This window comes from Pseudoalteromonas sp. SG44-17, from assembly GCF_014164235.1.
GTDB classification, from domain to species: domain Bacteria; phylum Pseudomonadota; class Gammaproteobacteria; order Enterobacterales; family Alteromonadaceae; genus Pseudoalteromonas; species Pseudoalteromonas rhizosphaerae.
Genome location: NZ_JACJEV010000016.1, coordinates 1 through 16,592, shown reverse-complemented (window position 1 = coordinate 16,592; position 16,592 = coordinate 1). Strand labels below are relative to the sequence as shown.

Sequence of the window (16,592 nt, the reverse complement as noted above, 5' to 3'; positions counted from 1 at the left end):
GTTATTTTCTGATCACCACGATGTTGTTGGCATAACCTGGAATTTTTTCGATGCTAGGTATTTTACCAAAAGTGGTGATCAGTAAATGTTCTAACTGCTTTAATTGTGAATCATGCTGAGATAAAAAATTAATAAACAAATAGCCATTTTTAGTTAAAGCACAGCGCAGTTTTTCGTAAAAGCGGTGTTTGTATAAAAATAACGGCGCATCTAATTGGCTAAATAGGTCAAGAATGATCCAATCGTATTGTGGGCCATGCTCTAATACAGCTTCAGCATCAAAACAGCGTAAATTCGATGCATGCTCACCACCAAAAAAACGCTTATAGCAATGAATGATATTCGGATTTTTCTCTACAGAGAGTAGCTGACTATCAGGGTAGGTGTGTTGTAAGTAATTGCGGATAGCACCGCCACCTAAGCCCAGTTCAAGTACGGCGTTTGGCGCTGAGAGTGGTTGCCATAATTGCGCTAAATATTGTAAATGTGGAAACAGCAAATGGCTTGGGCTGCTTTTCTCGACCACTGACTGTAGTGTTTCGTTGATCAATAACCAACGTAACTGCTTATGTTGGCGTACCTGAATGCAATCGGCGCCATATTTGTGCCAATAGAGTAGTTGCCCGATACGGTGACAATCTTCGATAAAGCTGTGCTTTACTGCCCCGTTGTCTTCAAAAAAATGTTCCATAGTTACATCAGCATAGACGAGTCAATCTAAAGTGCCAATATGTCTATCAAGTTTTACAGGTAAAGCAGTTATTTTGCGTTGCTCACCAAAGTCGTATTCCAAGTTTTTATCAGATGGAGTATGGTAGTTTGCAAATAATAACTGACCGCATTTTTAGTTAGATAAACGCATCTTGAATTAACAAGCGTTTGCGGCCTTGGTAGCAACAGGAGTGATTATGTTTCAGGTGACAACACCACAAAGTAGCGAAGATTGGCAAGCGTATTATCAATTACGTTGGCAAGTATTGCGCGCACCTTGGAATGAACCGCGTGGTTCTGAGCAGGATGATTTAGAGCAAGATGCTGAGCATCGCTTTATTAAAAATAAAGAGGGGGCAGTGTTAGGTGTTGCACGACTGCATTTTAATAATCAACAACAAGCGCAAGTCCGTTATATGGCGGTTGCGGAAGGTAACCGTAATCAACACATCGGTAGTCGTTTATTGCATGAGCTTGAGAAAATAGCCTGGACTCAAGACGCCGATGAGTTAGTTTTATTCGCTCGTGAACGGGCATTAGAATTTTATAAGCGCCATGGTTATGAATTAAAAGAAAAGGCTCACTTAGCTTACGATGATGTACAACACTGGAAAATGGTGAAACAAAAACCGTCTGAGCCAGGCTGGTTCCGTCATCCTAATTGGACCCAAATTCTGCAAAATACATGGCGCGAATCTATTCCGATCAGCGATGCTATGGGCATTAAAGTTGAAAGTTACACTGATTGGCAATTTACCACCAGTGCAGATCTAAATGCGAACTTAAACTTGCATAACACTATGTTTGCTGGCTCTATTTATAGTTTAGCGACGTTAACCGGCTGGGGCGCAACTTATTTAGCACTCAAAGAAGCCGGGTTTGAAGGTAATATAGTGTTAGCCGATGCTAATATTAAATATTTAAAACCGCTTAATAACGACCCTCGTGGCAGCGTTGATTTAAGCGGTTGTAAAGGTAAATTAGCCGAGTTAGAGTCAGAAGGCAAAGCGAGCTATGTAGTGCCAGTGGAAATCTACGATGGTGAGTTACTGGTTGCTGAGTTTGAAGGTACATTTAAAATTATTAAGTAGTTAGAATTCAGAGCAAACAAAAAATAAGGCCAAGCAATTGCTTGGCCTTAACTTTTATAGTAAATCAGTTAACAATATACCCACACCAATACGTTCTATATCTGCGTTATAATCTATTAAGCTTTCACCGTAACCGTTAAAGTATTGGGCATAGCCTCGTAGTCGGCCCCATAACGGAAATGACCAATCCAGTTGAATTGCACCGCGGTTATCTGAATTTAAATTATTGCGGGTCATAAAGCTAAATTCATGATCATCTAGTCTATACGCGCCAGAAAATTCAAAGTAACCCATGTATTTATAGATATCTGGGTTATCGTCGCCTTTAGCCTGCATAGGATCTTCTTTTCTATCTTCTGGGATGCGGTACCAAGGTTTAAAACTAAATACAAAGCCATCATTTTCCCAAACGAAATTGGCATAAATACGATTCCAAGAACGAGAGTGAGGCTGGCTACGGCCATTCGATTGATGCACGAAACCAACCGCAATCGCCATTTCATCTCCCCAAAGAACATGCTCGGGGTCTAGATAATTAACCCAAAAGATCTCGGGTTCGTAATTAGTTTCACGAAATGGTGATGAAATATCGTCGTTATAAAACTGCCAAAATGATTGCAGTGTAAAACCAAAGTAAACAGCTTGGTCTTTATCTGCAAAATCATTGTATAACGGTACTTTGATTGATAACTGATATTTTATTTCTAAGTTATCAAGTGTTTCGCCTTCGTTGTTTTCTGATAGGTCATTAAGATTGTCAAAAGGTCTGGCATTTGGGTTGGATACATACGACAGCGGTAATATATAATTACGTTTATGTGGAGTGATCACATTTCGGTTTTTTTCACTGACCTGTTCACGGGCTTTGCGTTTATCTAGTACGGTGATCTGCTTACTTTCATCGAGAGAACTACATTTTTCACGTAATTGCGCTAGTGTCATTTCGGCTTTGCCGCCAATGGCTTCATTTAAAATACATTGCTTTACTAGCTCAAGATCATTGTCTTGTTCATTTGTTTTTTCAGCTTGTTCTGATTGTGCAAATGCGGTGCATGAAAGCAGTGTCGTCAGTAGGAACCCGTAGCGCCAAGTCATTATTCTTCCTTTGATAAAGCCAAATAGAGAGTAGCTGTTGTATGTTATTAGTAAATGATAATGGAGTGATTTTCAGTGCAAGAAAATAGCTGAAAATAGATTTTCATTATATTTTATTCAGTGCAGACTTTAACTGAATATCAGTGAATTGTTACTGAACTTAGTTGATTGTGGCGCTTTTTGCCCATAAATACAAAGAAAAAGCGGCCGAAGCCGCTTGTTCAATGCACTTTTTCCAATTGGATAGTCGTGCTCTCACGCAATGAGAAGGGTTGAGCTTGATATAAAAATTAAAGCTCAAATACGTTAGTAAAGAATTTATATAGTTCGGTGCCTTGGTTTACGCTTGCTGAAGCAAAATGCAAAATCGCGATGGCGTCACAATCAAGTGTTAGGGTTTGTAATGGTTGCTCTGCGAGGTAGCGCTCCATTCGCAATACTCTAGCAATCGGCTCGCCAGCTTTGATATGGCCGCCAAGTGGCGCTATATACTCAACCATGCCGCCCATAGGTGCATAGTAAGCAAGGTAATCATTTAAATCACAGCCGTAGCGCTTCATTACTTTTGGCTGATAGGGGGCATCAACGAATACCTGCTTATGATTTAGGTAACTTAAAATACTATTAGCATCATCAAGGGCCGCAGTTAAATCGATTTTTTCTTGGCTGCCGAGTTCGACCGTAAAAGCTTCAACTTGAACATTAAATTCACGCCCTTGTTGAGCTAATGCCTCGGTTAATTGCCACCATGGGCAAAAACTTGCTTCATCCATTGCTCCTGCAAAATCATTAGGGATGATTAATACATGAGGAATATTAAAGTAGTTGGCACTGGCCTTGGCATAATCTGGGCAATATAAATGCTGACTCGAAATGGGGCCTGTGTGTAAGTCGAGCACGATATCAGCTTGGTGTGCCAACTTTTGCAAGTTAAGTGCAATGCGTTTGCCTGTAGTTAGGCGATAAGCTGGACCGCTTAGTTGTTGGTCTACTTCATCAATCAGTGCGGCTTTAAACTCACTTTTTAAGGTTTGCTCATCGGCATCACTATATTGCTCAGCAAATTGGCTCGCGAGCTTACTATTGCAGTGATACATGCGGTTCCAGTTGGTGCCGGTGATTGGATCAAAACGACCAAGGGTGAATTCGCCCGATTTTTGATTGCAACCAATTGGGTTCGCGTAAGGCACCAGGGTGATATCGCCTTTGAGTTCAAGATGCTTAAGCTGCTCAAGTAATTGGTAAATAACCGCATTGCCTTGTACTTCTGCACCGTGCATATTAGCTTGCACATACACACTTGGCCCAGTGCCATCGCCTTTTAAACGATAGACAGGAATTGTGAGCGGTAGGCCGTTGGCAACTTCACCAACTACTATGTTTTCTTGGCTTATAGCTTTAGTCGTACTCATCTCAATTACCTTAAGTAGTAGCTGGCATCTTCAGCTGTGCGAATACAGTTAAGCTCGCCATTTTGTAATGTGTATTCAGCGGCTAGCTCATGACATAAAAAATACGGCATACTTTCGGTAAAGCCGTACGCGCCACATTGGCTAAAGACCAGCCAGTCTTGTTCATTTAAATCACTAGGTAATTGGTGTTCACCTAAGCAATCAAGTGCTGTACATAATGGCCCATATAAGCTCATAGTTTGGTATGCAGCAGTTGAGTCTCGTAATAATCGTGCCGGGAAATCTTGGCTGGTGACTGCAGGGCGCAATAAATGATTAATACCGCCGCTTAAGATCACTTGTTGTTGGGCATAGTTAAGTTTTCGCTCAACGACAGGTGTTGCGTAATGACCGCATTCGCCCACAGCATAACGGCCAAGCTCCATCCAGAGTTCTTGTACGCCTGCGGCATTCTTAATGTCAGCTAATGCATCAATGAGCGCATCCCAACTTAAGGTTGGTGCATCAAGAGTGTAAGGAATACCTAAACCACCGCCTAAGTCGAGTACTTTTAAGTGAATACCTAAGTCGTTGGCAAGCTTTGTTAGCGGTGCAATCATTTGTGACCAAAGTTCAGCTAGCTTGTCGCTGCTGAGCATGTTGCCCCATTGAAAAATATGCAGGCCATCAAAGCTAAGCGCTGGGTAGTCGCTAGTATTTAGCGCTTGCCATTCATCGCAACCTAAACCAAATGGAGTAAGGCTATCGCCACCAAGTGGGTTTTTTTCTCCTTCAGGCCAGCGTAATTGCACTCGCAGTAATACCTGTAACTGGCAGTTTTGTAAGCTTGCTTGCTCGTTAAGCCAGCGTACTTGATTAAGGCTTTCGGCAACAAAGGTACGTACGCCGCGCGCAATAAAGTGTTTAATTTGTTTTGGGCTTTTGGCAGGCCCTGTATTGAGCACGCGCTCGCTGTTAATACCTTGTGCCAGAACTTGCTCAAGTTCGCCTTTACTTGCTACATCAAAGTTAAAACCCACGTTATCTAAGCTTTGAATGACTTTAGATAATGGATTAGCTTTTACGGCATACCACAGTTTTACCTCAGTTTGCGCCACTAATCGCGTTAAGTGTGCGTTTAATGTATCAAGGTCGTAAATAAAAAATGGTGTATCAAGCGTAGTTGATAGCTCATCAATGGCGGTTTTAACTGGCGTGCTCAAAAAGCTCATTAACGTAAAACCTCTTCAAGCAGCAATGATGCATCACTTTGTTCATCACGGTATTTTACAATTAATGCACACGACATACTTAATCCTTGCTCGCGGGCCCAAGTATTAGAAGCTGGACGAGAGCCTGGAATAACAATTGCGTATTCAGGAATAGGCTCGCCTTTAGCCAGCTGGCGCTCATTAACACAGTCATAAACTGGAATAGTTGCTGATAAGCGTACACCTGGTGCGAGCACCGCGCCTTTTTTCACTACTACGCCTTCAACAATCACGCAACCTGCACCGATGAATGCATCGTCTTCTACCACCACCGGGCTTGCACCAATAGGTTCAAGTACACCGCCTAGTTGTACTGCAGCGCTTAAATGTACATTTTTACCTACTTGCGCACACGACCCCACTAACGCATGGCTATCAACCATAGTGCCTTCGTCGATAAACGCACCAATGTTTACATATGCTGGTGGCATAATAATCGTGCCCTTAGCAACGTGTGCGCCACGGCGAACGCTTGAGCCACCAGGTACCATACGCACTCCTGCATCGGCTGCAAAACCTTGTGGTGCTAAATTGTGTTTATCAACAAAGCCACCTGGAAATTCGGTATTAGTGCCATTTTTAAACGCTTCTAAAATACCTTGTTTTACTGCAACGTTAGCATGCCATTGGCCGTTGTCGTCTTGTGTTGCTGCGCGCACTGCGCCCGATTCTAAATTATTTAGTAGTTCTAACCAGCTCATTATAAAAACCTGTATTTAATGCCAAGATAAAATGGTGTTGTTTGCGTTGTTAATACAATCAGTTTGCGTTAACTCAAGATGCGTCAAAGGTGGACGTAAGTACGGGCTGTTAATTCGCCCTTGTAAATGCATCAATACTTTGACGGGGATAGGGTTTGCGACAGCAAACAAGCTTTGAATGGCTTGTGACCAGTCGGCAAATAAATTGGGGTGTTGACCGCTGAGACTTCGTTTTACAAACTCATGGGTTTGCACAGGCCATGCATTAGCAGCCACAGAGACTAAACCTTTTGCGCCAGCCTGGGCAAAGTAAGGCATCAGTGCATCGTCACCGCTAAAAATAGCTAAATTAGGTGCGACTTTTCTAAAACCTTCAAATTTAGCAATGTCGCCACTGGCTTCTTTGAGTGCCCACAAGTTTTTATGGTCTTTCAAGTTGCTAATTACGGCCGATGGAATATCAACAGCACTGCGTCCTGGTACGTTATAAAGCATGCAAGGATGTTTACTGGTATTAAGTAAGCTTTCAAACCAATGTGTTTGGCCTACCACGCCGGGCTTAGCGTATAGGGGAGTGCCCAGTAAATAGCTATGAATGGGTAACTGATTACAGTATTCAACCCAGGCAATTTGTTGCTTTAGGTTTATACCGCCTACTGCAACCATCAGTGGTACTGTTGGCGTTAATTGGCACACGTGTTCAACAATCGCTTGTTGCTCTTTGAGTGTTAGTGCGAGGCCTTCGCCAGTGCTACCAAGTAATAAAATACCATTGTTAGCCACTTGCTGCTGTGCAACTAACTGATCAAGAGTGGCATAGTCGACTTCACCAGCGTCAGTAAATGGCGTGACGAGTGCCGTCCACAAAGGGTAGTCATTTAAATTGAAGTTATTGATCATCTCTCACGAACTTATAAGTGATTCGAGGAGTTAATAAGCTTTTATGATTGGAGCCACATTAACGTCGTTCGAACTAATAATTCGAAGAGCGAATGGGCTTAATATAATAGGGCGCTATGGCCTTATTACGCTAAGACCAGAAGCTCTCCACCAAATATTTTAACAGCCAAGCTGTTATTGGTGACAGTCGCTGGGATTCAACCCAGTCGCCCGAAGTAAAACTTCACAAAAAGTGTTACTTCTCGGCGTTAATTCCCCTCACGTATGATCACTGGAGTGTGTGCTCCTCACATACGTTACCTGAATAACGCACCTCTTCTAGCCCATGGTGCAAGTTTTATCGTTTAAAACTCACACCTTTAATAGGGGTAATACGGAAGATTAAAGCATTTTAGCCGTCTAGGTGTCAAGGCTGGATATTTTTAAGTTTATTTTTAGCTGCAATGTGCTCCTGACATTTTTTTACAACGTAAATAGCGTTACAGTAAGCGTAATAACAAGCAGTGGTAGTGAGTAATGGAAAAATTTCAAGATATATATCAACGAGCGGCACAGCGAAAAGGTAGCGAAGTAATGTTACAGCACTTACTTGTTGCCCCTCAAAATGCAAAGCAATTAACTGCTTTACCTGATGATGCATGGCTTGAAGAGTTTACCCGCAAAATTTTTCAAAGTGGTTTTTATTGGTCAGTGATCAACAATAAATGGCCAGGTTTTCGGGAAGTATTTTGGGATTTTAGTGTGGCTAAATTATTAATGATGCCGCCAGATATGCTTGAGCAAAAAGCCACCGATGAGCGAATCGTTCGTAACTTTAAAAAAGTGCAAACGATCCCAGAAAATGCGTATATGATCCATGAAGTGGCAAGTGAACATGGCAGTTTTAGTCAGTTTATTGCAGATTGGCCGAGCGACGATATTATTGGTTTGTGGGGGTATTTAAAAAAGCATGGGGCGCGTTTAGGTGGTAACACCGGCCCTTATGCATTGCGAACCTTAGGGAAAGACACTTTTTTATTCTCGCGTGATGTAGAAAGTTATCTCCGTGCTCATAAGATAATTGATGGCGGTTTACAAACTAAAAAGTCACTTACCAGCGCTCAACATTTTTTTAATGAATTGCAGCAACAAAGCGGATTAAGCCTTCAAGAGCTCAGTTTGTTAGTTGCATACAGCGTGGGCGATAATCGCGTTGGCATACAAACAACCCAAGCCTAAGGAATACTATGAAATTAGTTGCTCGTTACACCCAGATTGCTGATGATTTTGCTGTGGCTGATCAGCCAAGTGCTGTTATTGCTCCAAACTTACTGCTGTGGAACGATACGTTAGCTAGGCAGCTTAATATTGAGGTTGCCACATCAGAACGTGCGGTAATTTTTTCTGGTAATCTTAATAACAGCGATGTTGCTGCTGTGGCATTAGGTTACTCAGGGCATCAATTTGGACATTTTTCACCGCGTTTAGGTGATGGGCGAGCACATTTATTAGGGGCTGTCACTGATCAGCAGCAACAGCTTTGGGACATTCAACTCAAAGGTTCTGGTGCTACGCCATTTTCACGTGGAGGTGATGGCCGTTGCGCAATCGGTCCTGCGGTACGTGAATATATAATGAGTGAGGCAATGCACGGGCTTGGCATACCGACGACACGTTGTTTGGCAGTTGTTGCCAGTGGTGAAACAGTTTACCGTCAACCACCACAACAAGGAGCCATTGTTACCCGCGTTGCTAGTAGTCATATACGTGTCGGTTCGTTTCAGTATTTAGCTGCGCAAGGTGATGTTGCTGGTTTAAAAAATTTAGCTGATTTAGCTATTGAGCGTCATTATCCTGAGATAAAGTCTACGGGCTCTGCGCGTTATTTGGCATTTTTAAGTGCGGTGATTGAAAAGCAAGTTAGCCTGATTGTTAGCTGGATGCGCGTTGGTTTTATTCATGGAGTAATGAATACTGATAATACGCTCGTCAGTGGTGAGACCATCGATTATGGCCCTTGTGCAATGATGAATCAGTTTGATTTTGATACTGTATTTAGTTCTATTGATCGCCAAGGCCGCTATGCTTTTGGCAATCAACCTAATATTGCTAATTGGAATTGTGCACGTTTAGCTGAAAGTTTAATTCCTTTAATTAGCGATGACGAAGAGCAGGCTGTTGAGCTACTAAGCCCATTAATAAATGGTTTTGCTGAGCAGTTTCATCAAGCTTTTACACAGATGTGGGCGAAAAAGTTGGGCTTTGATGGTCATCAAGATGGTGATGCTGAATTAGTATCCGAGTTATTAACTTTACTGAAAACTCATCAGCTTGATTACACCAATACTTTTGACTCATTAACAGAATCACTGCAAGGTCAGACTGCTATTCCGAGTGACTTGGCTGGTTGGTCTATTAAGTGGTTAGCCAGAACAAATACGCAAAGCTATCAGCTGATGCGCCAAGCCAACCCACGCTTGATCCCGCGTAATCATATCGTTGAAAGCATAATACAGCAGTATGAAAGTACTGGTGAAAGCAGCATGTTAGATGAATATTTAACGGCCTTGAGGTCGCCTTACCAATTGTTGGCAAGCCCTGCATTTTGGTACTCACCGCCTGTCGATATGGACACTAATTACCAAACATTTTGTGGTACATAATAACAGCATCAATTATTGTTATTTGTCGCTGTTCGTAAATTGAACGGATACGAACGAATTGATGCTACTTATTCATCCAGATCTTTAGTTAAAAGCTGTTATTTATTAATAATTATAAGAAATAAATATGCTTAGCTACTTGTTGATTTAAAATTAACCAATATAATGCACCCATTAACTTCAGCATTTAAATTTTTAAAGCCAAATATATTGGAAACGTTGTTTCTGAAATAGTAGTGATAGCAATTACAATGCTGACAATCGATGTATGTGTAAGTTAGGTAAAGTCTTTTATCTGAACTATAATGTAGAGCGCTTTATTCTAATAAATATTTAAATTGCAAAATATATGCATTTAAACGTTTTTGTTAAGTAATGATTAACTAAAGATACGGTACTCTGTAATCAAACTTATTGAGCTAGGGTTTCTTAGCTACAATTTTAATTGTGAAAATGGGAAGGAAACAATGAAATTAAAATCACTTACTATTGCTTTAGCACTAGCTGCAACTAGCGCTTCAAGCTTCGCGGCTGAAAAAGAAGGTTTCTTTATCGGTGCTTTTGGCGATTATTACGATGCTTCATGGGAAAATGTCCGTGGTAGCGCAGGTACTAACGTTGATGATTCAACTGGTTGGGGTGCGGAAATTGGTTATCGTTTTAACGATTACTGGAGCGCGCGCTTAGAATATGCTGATATGGATTTTGACATTTCAAATGTAAATCCTGCTATGAACGCAACAAGCATGGACGGCGATCGTTTAGGTATTGATGGTCTTTATCACATCAACGGCGGCCCTTTCTATGGTATTTTCGGTCTTAAACAAATCGATATTACAGAAAACCTAACTTTTGCTAATGTGGGTGCTGGTTACCAACATTATTTCACTGATAATTTCGCATTTAATGCTGAAACATCTATTTACCAAGGCCTTGACCGTGGTTACACAGATGTAGGTGCTAAACTTGGCCTTAGCTATTTATTTGGTAAGCAAAGTTCAGCAGCTGAGCCAGTTAAAGCTGCTCCAGCTCCAGCTACAGTAGTACCTGTAGCGGTTGCTCCTGTTGATAGCGATGGTGATAACATCCCTGATGCAGATGACCAATGTGCAAACACACCAATGACAGATGCTGTTGATGGAACAGGTTGTACTCTATATGAAGACCGTGAAGTAACTAAGAGCTTGTTAGTAACATTCCCTAACAATGCGTCGGTTGTTGCTGGCAAATATGACAGCGGTATTGAAAAAGTTGCAGGCTTCTTAAAAGAGCACACAGATACAACAGTATTACTTGAAGGTCATTCTTCTGCTGTTGGTAAAGCAGATTACAACAAGTGGTTATCTAAAAAGCGTGCTGATGCAGTTGCTGCTAAGCTAATTGCTGATGGCATTGCTGCAGATCGTATTACTACTGTTGGTCTAGGCGAAGAGCGTCTTAAAAATACAGACAACACACCTGCTGCACACGCGGAAAACCGTCGTGTAGAAGCACACATTAAGTCAATTGAACGCGTGAAAGTTGAGCGTTAATAGCATTTGATTTATTAAAAACCCGGCAATATGCTGGGTTTTTTTATGCCTAATAAAATAGTAATGATTCGCAGTTAATTAACATTCATGTGAATGGTGTTTTCCTTTTTGACTATTCATAGTATTTATAGTGAGTATAAAATTTTGCTTGATTGCATGGACTTTCATCTATATTTAAAAGCTTTATAATTAATCGTCAGAATACTATAAGTATTGAGTAATTTTTCGCGAGAACGCGTATTACTGAATACTTTCACGTCACCAAGAGGGCAATATTGTGCTAGAAGATTATCGTAAACACGTAGAAGAACGTGCCGCGTTAGGTATCGTACCAGCGCCATTGGATGCTCAGCAAACGGCTGATCTTATCGAGCTAGTTAAAACACCACCTGCAGGTGAAGAAGAGTTTATTTTAGACTTATTAGTAAATCGCGTGCCGCCAGGTGTGGATGACGCAGCTTACATCAAAGCTGGTTTTTTAGCCGCAGTTGCTAAAGGTGAGGCAACTTCACCACTAATTTCAAAAGAAAAAGCAGCTGAACTATTAGGCACAATGCTTGGCGGTTACAACATCGCCCCCATGATTGAGCTACTTGACGAAGAAGCGCTTGCGCCAATCGTTGTTAAAGGTCTTGCAAATACGTTATTAATGTTTGATGCATTTTATGACGTTGAAGAAAAAGCAAAAGCGGGTAATGAATACGCTAAGCAAATTATTGAATCTTGGGCTGCTGCAGAATGGTTTACCAATAAACCTGCGGTTGCTGAAAAAATCTCAGTTACGGTATTCAAAGTAACTGGCGAAACAAATACTGATGATTTATCACCAGCGCCAGACGCATGGTCACGTCCTGATATTCCATTGCATGCTTTAGCAATGCTAAAAATTGAGCGTGACGGTATTACACCTGATAAAGCTGGTGAAGTTGGCCCAATTACACAACTTGAAGAATTAAAAACGAAAGGCTTACCACTTGCCTACGTAGGTGATGTTGTTGGTACTGGCTCTTCTCGTAAGTCAGCAACTAACTCTGTACTTTGGTTTATGGGCGATGATATCCCGTTTGTACCAAACAAGCGTGTTGGCGGTGTATGTTTAGGTAATAAAATTGCGCCAATCTTCTTCAACACAATGGAAGATTCAGGCGCATTACCAATCGAATTAAATGTTGATGAACTTAACATGGGTGAGCAAATCGATATCTTCCCTTACGAAGGTGTTGTTAAGCGTCACGGTACTGATGAAATTATTTCTACTTTTGAACTTAAATCTGAGGTAATTTTAGATGAAGTTCGTGCTGGTGGTCGTATCCCACTAATCATTGGTCGTGGTTTAACTGACAAAGCGCGTACATCTCTTGGCTTGGGTGCAACTGATGTATTTAAAGTACCAACAGCAACAGAAGTTTCTGATAAAGGCTTCACACTAGCGCAAAAAATGGTTGGTAAAGCATGTAACGTTGCAGGTATTCGCCCTGGTCAATACTGTGAGCCTAAAATGACTACTGTTGGTTCGCAAGATACAACCGGTCCTATGACGCGTGATGAACTTAAAGATTTAGCGTGTTTAGGTTTCTCTGCAGATTTAACAATGCAGTCTTTCTGTCATACATCAGCTTACCCTAAACCTATTGATGTAAATACTCACCATACGCTTCCTGATTTCATCATGAACCGTGGCGGTGTTTCACTTCGCCCAGGTGACGGTATTATCCACTCATGGTTAAACCGTATGTTATTACCAGATACCGTCGGTACTGGTGGTGATTCACATACACGTTTCCCATTAGGCATTTCATTCCCAGCGGGGTCGGGTGCAGTAGCATTCGCAGCAGCAACTGGTGTAATGCCACTTGATATGCCTGAATCAATTTTAGTCCGTTTTAAAGGCGAAATGCAGCCTGGTATCACATTACGTGACCTAGTACATGCAATCCCTTACTACGGTATTAAGCAAGGCTTATTAACCGTTGAGAAAAAAGGAAAAATTAACGAATTCTCTGGTCGAGTACTAGAAATTGAAGGCGTTGAGCACCTAACTGTTGAGCAAGCATTTGAATTATCTGATGCATCTGCAGAGCGTTCGGCGGCAGGTTGTACTGTTAAGTTATCTAAAGAATCTATTTCTGAATACCTAGAATCAAACATTGTTATGCTGAAGTGGATGATCTCTGAAGGTTACGGTGATGTACGTACGATTGAACGTCGTGTTACGGCAATGCAAGAGTGGTTAGCTAACCCAGAACTTATGGAAGCTGATAAAGACGCTGAGTACGCTCATATAGTTGATATCGATTTAGCCGAAATTAAAGAGCCAGTTCTTTGTGCACCAAATGATCCAGATGATGCGCGTCTTCTTTCTGATGTTGCAGGCGAGAAAATTGATGAAGTATTCATCGGCTCTTGTATGACTAATATTGGTCACTTCCGTGCTGCTGGTAAGTTGCTTGATGGCTTTAAAGGTCAATTACCGACTCAGCTTTGGGTTGCTCCACCAACTAAGATGGATAAAGACCAACTTACAGAAGAAGGTTATTACGGTATTTTTGGTCGTGTTGGCGCACGTATCGAAACTCCAGGTTGTTCACTATGTATGGGTAACCAAGCACGTGTTGCAGATCAAGCAACAGTTGTGTCTACCTCTACACGTAACTTCCCGAACCGTTTAGGTAATGGTGCAAACGTATTTTTAGCTTCATCTGAACTTGCTGCAATCGCTGCAATTTTAGGTAGATTACCAACATCTGCTGAGTATCAAGAATATGCTGCGAAGATCAATGCAACAGCATCAGATACATACCGTTACTTGAACTTCCATCGCATGCCTGCTTACACTAAAAAAGCAGACAACGTGATTATTCAACAAGCTGTTTAATTTTAACTCGTTTGTATATGACAGCCTGCTTAGCAGGCTTTTTTATTAGGGATGCTGAAATATTATTCGTATTTAGTTGAGCATTAAGAATGTGGCGCTACAACCTACCTTACCAGCCTGCGACTAAGTTGAACTTGTAGTTGAAGATTGAAAAATAAATATGAGGTTAGTTGGACTCTTTAAGTGTTTTTGTTATTGATGTTTATAAATAGAAATTCCATTGGTCATTTTGTTGTTAGATTAAAATTTCATTATGATGATATTTTAGATCTTAAAATTCTACTTTAACCTTACTTTAATCAAGTAAAGACGCAAAAAATCCCCTCTATTTGCATTAAAATCCCTTCATTATTTATGAGTTAATCCTCTTATTTTTAGGCGAGATTTTTATGACAGCATTAAACAACCAGAACCTATTACAACTTCGCTTTGTAAACCAAGCTCATATTGAGGCTGTTAAGCCATCGTTTGCTAATCTTCCGGCTAACCCGTATGCCGACGGTGCGTTTCGTAAACGCCGCTATTCAGTAATTAAAGTGCAAAATGATGAACTTGTTTTACAAGCCACAAAAGCATTTGTACAAGATGATTCAATCAATACTTTCCAAGGTAATGTTGAGCGCACTTACGAAAATTTAGAGCCGAGTTTATTGGCAAGCGAAGGGATGAAAAGTATCGTCAATGAGTTTCGTGCCATTACCGGTATTAGCGAAGAGCGTGATATTGAAATTCATCAATTTCGTATGCTTGCTATTGAAAGTGATACGCCACCTGCGCCAGAAGGTATTCACCAAGATGGCTTTGATCACGTTTGTATTTGTGGTGTATCGCACGAAAACTTAGAAGGTGGTGAGTTGTTGGTGTATGAAAATAAGCAAGCTGAGCCTTGTTTTAAAATGGAAATTAAAGACGGTATGTTTGCATTAATTAATGACCGTGAAGTTTGGCATAACGCCACGCCGATGAATAAGATTGATGACACAAAAGCGGGTTATCTTGACTGCTTCGTACTGACAGCTTAAGGAATAGCAATGAACTTAACACAATTACGCCGCCAATTTCCGGCCCTAATGCAGCAAGTAGCTGGTAAGTCACCAATATTTTTAGATGGCCCGGGTGGCTCACAAGTACCACAGCCTGTTTTGAGTGCAATGTCGGCTTATTTAGGTTATTACAACTCGAATTTAGGCGGTGCATTTTTTTCGAGTGAAAAAACCGTTGAGTTAATGGCTGATGCGCGCCAAGCGGCTGCTGATTTACTTAATTCCCCATCGCGCGATCAAATTGTATTCGGTGCGAATATGACTAGCCTTACTTTTAGCTTTAGCCGTGCGATTTCTCGTGATTGGCAAGCGGGTGATGAGATTATCGTGACCAATGCAGATCACTTCTCAAATGTATCCTCTTGGCAGCAGGCTGCAGAAGATAAAGGCGCAAAGGTTAATACTGTATTGATTAACGAAGCTGATTGCAGCTTAGATTTAGCGCATTTTACAAGCTTACTGAGTACTAAAACCAAATTAGTAGCCGTTACTTATGCATCAAACACTACCGGCTCTATAAACGACATTAAACGTATTGTTGAAATGGCTCATAGCGTAGGTGCTTTGGTGTATGTGGATGCTGTGCATTATGCGCCACATGAGCTGATTGATGTTCAAGCACTTGATTGTGATTTTTTGGCCTGCTCTGCGTATAAGTTTTTCGGCCCACATTTAGGTATGGTGTACGCTAAGCGTGAGCACCTTGAAGAGTTTAGACCATACAAAGTCGAGCCTGCCAAAGATGTTATTCCTGGGCGCTGGGAAACCGGCACGCAAAGCTTTGAAGCACTCGCAGGTTTAATTGCTGCTGTTGACTACATTGCAGATATTAGTGAGCTTGATGGTAGCTATTCACGCCGCGATAAATTAGCTTCTGCTTTTGCAAAAACTAAACAGCATGAAATGGCGTTAAGTGAGTACTTCCTTACTCGACTAGTTAACTATCCTAAGATCAAACTATTTGGTATTGATGATTTAGATCGTTTAGCTGAACGTACCCCAACTTTTGCTTTAACCTTTGCAGGGCTTGAGCCACGTCAGGTGTCTGAGTTTTTAGGTAAGCAACATATATGTGTGTGGGATGGTAACTTCTACGCTCAGGGCTTATGCAAGCAATTGGGTGTATTGGATACTGGCGGCGTTGTACGCATTGGTTGCATGCACTACAACACCATCGAAGAGCTAGATAAGTTATTTGATTTGTTTGATCAATTACTTTAGAGCTATAAGGCATAAGCTGTAAGTTTTAAGCGACCAGAGCGCTTGGTAAGCCTTTACATAAAATCTGAATTGAGTAGATTTTTGGCTTACCGCTTACCGCTTACCGCTTACAGCCTACC

The 16,592-nt window shown here is 41.3% G+C and carries 13 protein-coding genes and 1 riboswitch; of the genes, 7 read left to right on the top strand and 6 right to left on the bottom strand.

The window, feature by feature from the left end; genetic code table 11:
• Nucleotide 1 precedes the first annotated feature (1 nt).
• Entirely contained in the window at nt 2–691 is a 690-nt protein-coding gene (locus tag H5182_RS12445; protein WP_182732351.1) for a spermidine synthase, read from the bottom strand.
• A 217-nt stretch (nt 692–908) separates the two neighbouring features.
• Between H5182_RS12445 and H5182_RS12440 the strand changes: the two genes are divergently transcribed.
• Complete coding sequence (locus H5182_RS12440) at nt 909–1,802, top strand: bifunctional GNAT family N-acetyltransferase/hotdog fold thioesterase (protein WP_182760116.1); 894 nt, start codon at nt 909–911, stop codon at nt 1,800–1,802.
• Between the two features lie 54 nt (nt 1,803–1,856).
• On the opposite strand, the gene H5182_RS12435 is transcribed toward H5182_RS12440, so the two are convergent.
• From H5182_RS12435 to dapA, 5 genes are all read right to left on the bottom strand, one after another.
• Nucleotides 1,857–2,897: a phospholipase A gene (locus H5182_RS12435; RefSeq protein ID WP_182732353.1), complete on the bottom strand. Its 1,041-nt coding sequence runs from the start codon at nt 2,895–2,897 to the stop codon at nt 1,857–1,859.
• 290 nt (nt 2,898–3,187) lie between these two features.
• Nucleotides 3,188–4,309 (bottom strand): succinylglutamate desuccinylase/aspartoacylase family protein, encoded by a 1,122-nt coding sequence (locus tag H5182_RS12430; RefSeq protein WP_182718986.1) that lies wholly within the window; start codon nt 4,307–4,309, stop codon nt 3,188–3,190.
• Nucleotides 4,310–4,314: 5 nt separating this feature from the next.
• Nucleotides 4,315–5,520: a PLP-dependent decarboxylase gene (locus H5182_RS12425; protein WP_182732355.1), complete on the bottom strand. Its 1,206-nt coding sequence runs from the start codon at nt 5,518–5,520 to the stop codon at nt 4,315–4,317.
• Nucleotides 5,520–6,260 carry a 2,3,4,5-tetrahydropyridine-2,6-dicarboxylate N-succinyltransferase gene (locus H5182_RS12420; protein ID WP_182735693.1) on the bottom strand — a complete coding sequence of 247 codons (741 nt, stop codon included), beginning with the start codon at nt 6,258–6,260 and terminating at the stop codon, nt 5,520–5,522. Before H5182_RS12420 ends, H5182_RS12425 begins: the two co-directional genes overlap by 1 nt.
• Before the next feature lie 15 nt (nt 6,261–6,275).
• On the bottom strand, nt 6,276–7,160 hold the full coding sequence (gene dapA, locus H5182_RS12415) for a 4-hydroxy-tetrahydrodipicolinate synthase (protein ID WP_145237988.1): 885 nt from the start codon (nt 7,158–7,160) through the stop codon (nt 6,276–6,278).
• A gap of 132 nt (nt 7,161–7,292) precedes the next feature.
• Nucleotides 7,293–7,486: riboswitch (Lysine riboswitch) on the bottom strand.
• 190 nt (nt 7,487–7,676) lie between these two features.
• Here dapA and H5182_RS12410 point away from each other — a divergent pair.
• The 6 genes from H5182_RS12410 (at nt 7,677) to H5182_RS12385 (ending at nt 16,473) form a co-directional block, all read left to right on the top strand.
• On the top strand, nt 7,677–8,378 hold the full coding sequence (locus tag H5182_RS12410) for a DNA-3-methyladenine glycosylase I (protein ID WP_182732357.1): 702 nt from the start codon (nt 7,677–7,679) through the stop codon (nt 8,376–8,378).
• Between the two features lie 8 nt (nt 8,379–8,386).
• Nucleotides 8,387–9,802 carry a YdiU family protein gene (locus tag H5182_RS12405; protein ID WP_182735694.1) on the top strand — a complete coding sequence of 472 codons (1,416 nt, stop codon included), beginning with the start codon at nt 8,387–8,389 and terminating at the stop codon, nt 9,800–9,802.
• Between the two features lie 467 nt (nt 9,803–10,269).
• The gene (locus H5182_RS12400; RefSeq protein WP_145237997.1) at nt 10,270–11,334 is read left to right on the top strand and encodes an OmpA family protein; all 1,065 of its coding nucleotides are present in this window, start codon (nt 10,270–10,272) and stop codon (nt 11,332–11,334) included.
• Nucleotides 11,335–11,611: 277 nt separating this feature from the next.
• Nucleotides 11,612–14,209: a bifunctional aconitate hydratase 2/2-methylisocitrate dehydratase gene (acnB, locus tag H5182_RS12395; RefSeq protein ID WP_149980473.1), complete on the top strand. Its 2,598-nt coding sequence runs from the start codon at nt 11,612–11,614 to the stop codon at nt 14,207–14,209.
• A gap of 389 nt (nt 14,210–14,598) precedes the next feature.
• Nucleotides 14,599–15,231 carry a 2OG-Fe dioxygenase family protein gene (locus H5182_RS12390; protein WP_145238003.1) on the top strand — a complete coding sequence of 211 codons (633 nt, stop codon included), beginning with the start codon at nt 14,599–14,601 and terminating at the stop codon, nt 15,229–15,231.
• A 9-nt stretch (nt 15,232–15,240) separates the two neighbouring features.
• Nucleotides 15,241–16,473: a cysteine desulfurase-like protein gene (locus tag H5182_RS12385; protein ID WP_182732361.1), complete on the top strand. Its 1,233-nt coding sequence runs from the start codon at nt 15,241–15,243 to the stop codon at nt 16,471–16,473.
• Nucleotides 16,474–16,592: the final 119 nt, after the last annotated feature.

Coding starts and splice junctions, on each gene's coding strand:
- H5182_RS12445 (WP_182732351.1), bottom strand. CDS start 691: ATGGAACATTTTTTTGAAGACAACGGGGCAGTAAAGCACAGCTTTATC.
- H5182_RS12440 (WP_182760116.1), top strand. CDS start 909: ATGTTTCAGGTGACAACACCACAAAGTAGCGAAGATTGGCAAGCGTAT.
- H5182_RS12435 (WP_182732353.1), bottom strand. CDS start 2,897: ATGACTTGGCGCTACGGGTTCCTACTGACGACACTGCTTTCATGCACC.
- H5182_RS12430 (WP_182718986.1), bottom strand. CDS start 4,309: ATGAGTACGACTAAAGCTATAAGCCAAGAAAACATAGTAGTTGGTGAA.
- H5182_RS12425 (WP_182732355.1), bottom strand. CDS start 5,520: ATGAGCTTTTTGAGCACGCCAGTTAAAACCGCCATTGATGAGCTATCA.
- H5182_RS12420 (WP_182735693.1), bottom strand. CDS start 6,260: ATGAGCTGGTTAGAACTACTAAATAATTTAGAATCGGGCGCAGTGCGC.
- dapA (WP_145237988.1), bottom strand. CDS start 7,160: ATGATCAATAACTTCAATTTAAATGACTACCCTTTGTGGACGGCACTC.
- H5182_RS12410 (WP_182732357.1), top strand. CDS start 7,677: ATGGAAAAATTTCAAGATATATATCAACGAGCGGCACAGCGAAAAGGT.
- H5182_RS12405 (WP_182735694.1), top strand. CDS start 8,387: ATGAAATTAGTTGCTCGTTACACCCAGATTGCTGATGATTTTGCTGTG.
- H5182_RS12400 (WP_145237997.1), top strand. CDS start 10,270: ATGAAATTAAAATCACTTACTATTGCTTTAGCACTAGCTGCAACTAGC.
- H5182_RS12390 (WP_145238003.1), top strand. CDS start 14,599: ATGACAGCATTAAACAACCAGAACCTATTACAACTTCGCTTTGTAAAC.
- H5182_RS12385 (WP_182732361.1), top strand. CDS start 15,241: ATGAACTTAACACAATTACGCCGCCAATTTCCGGCCCTAATGCAGCAA.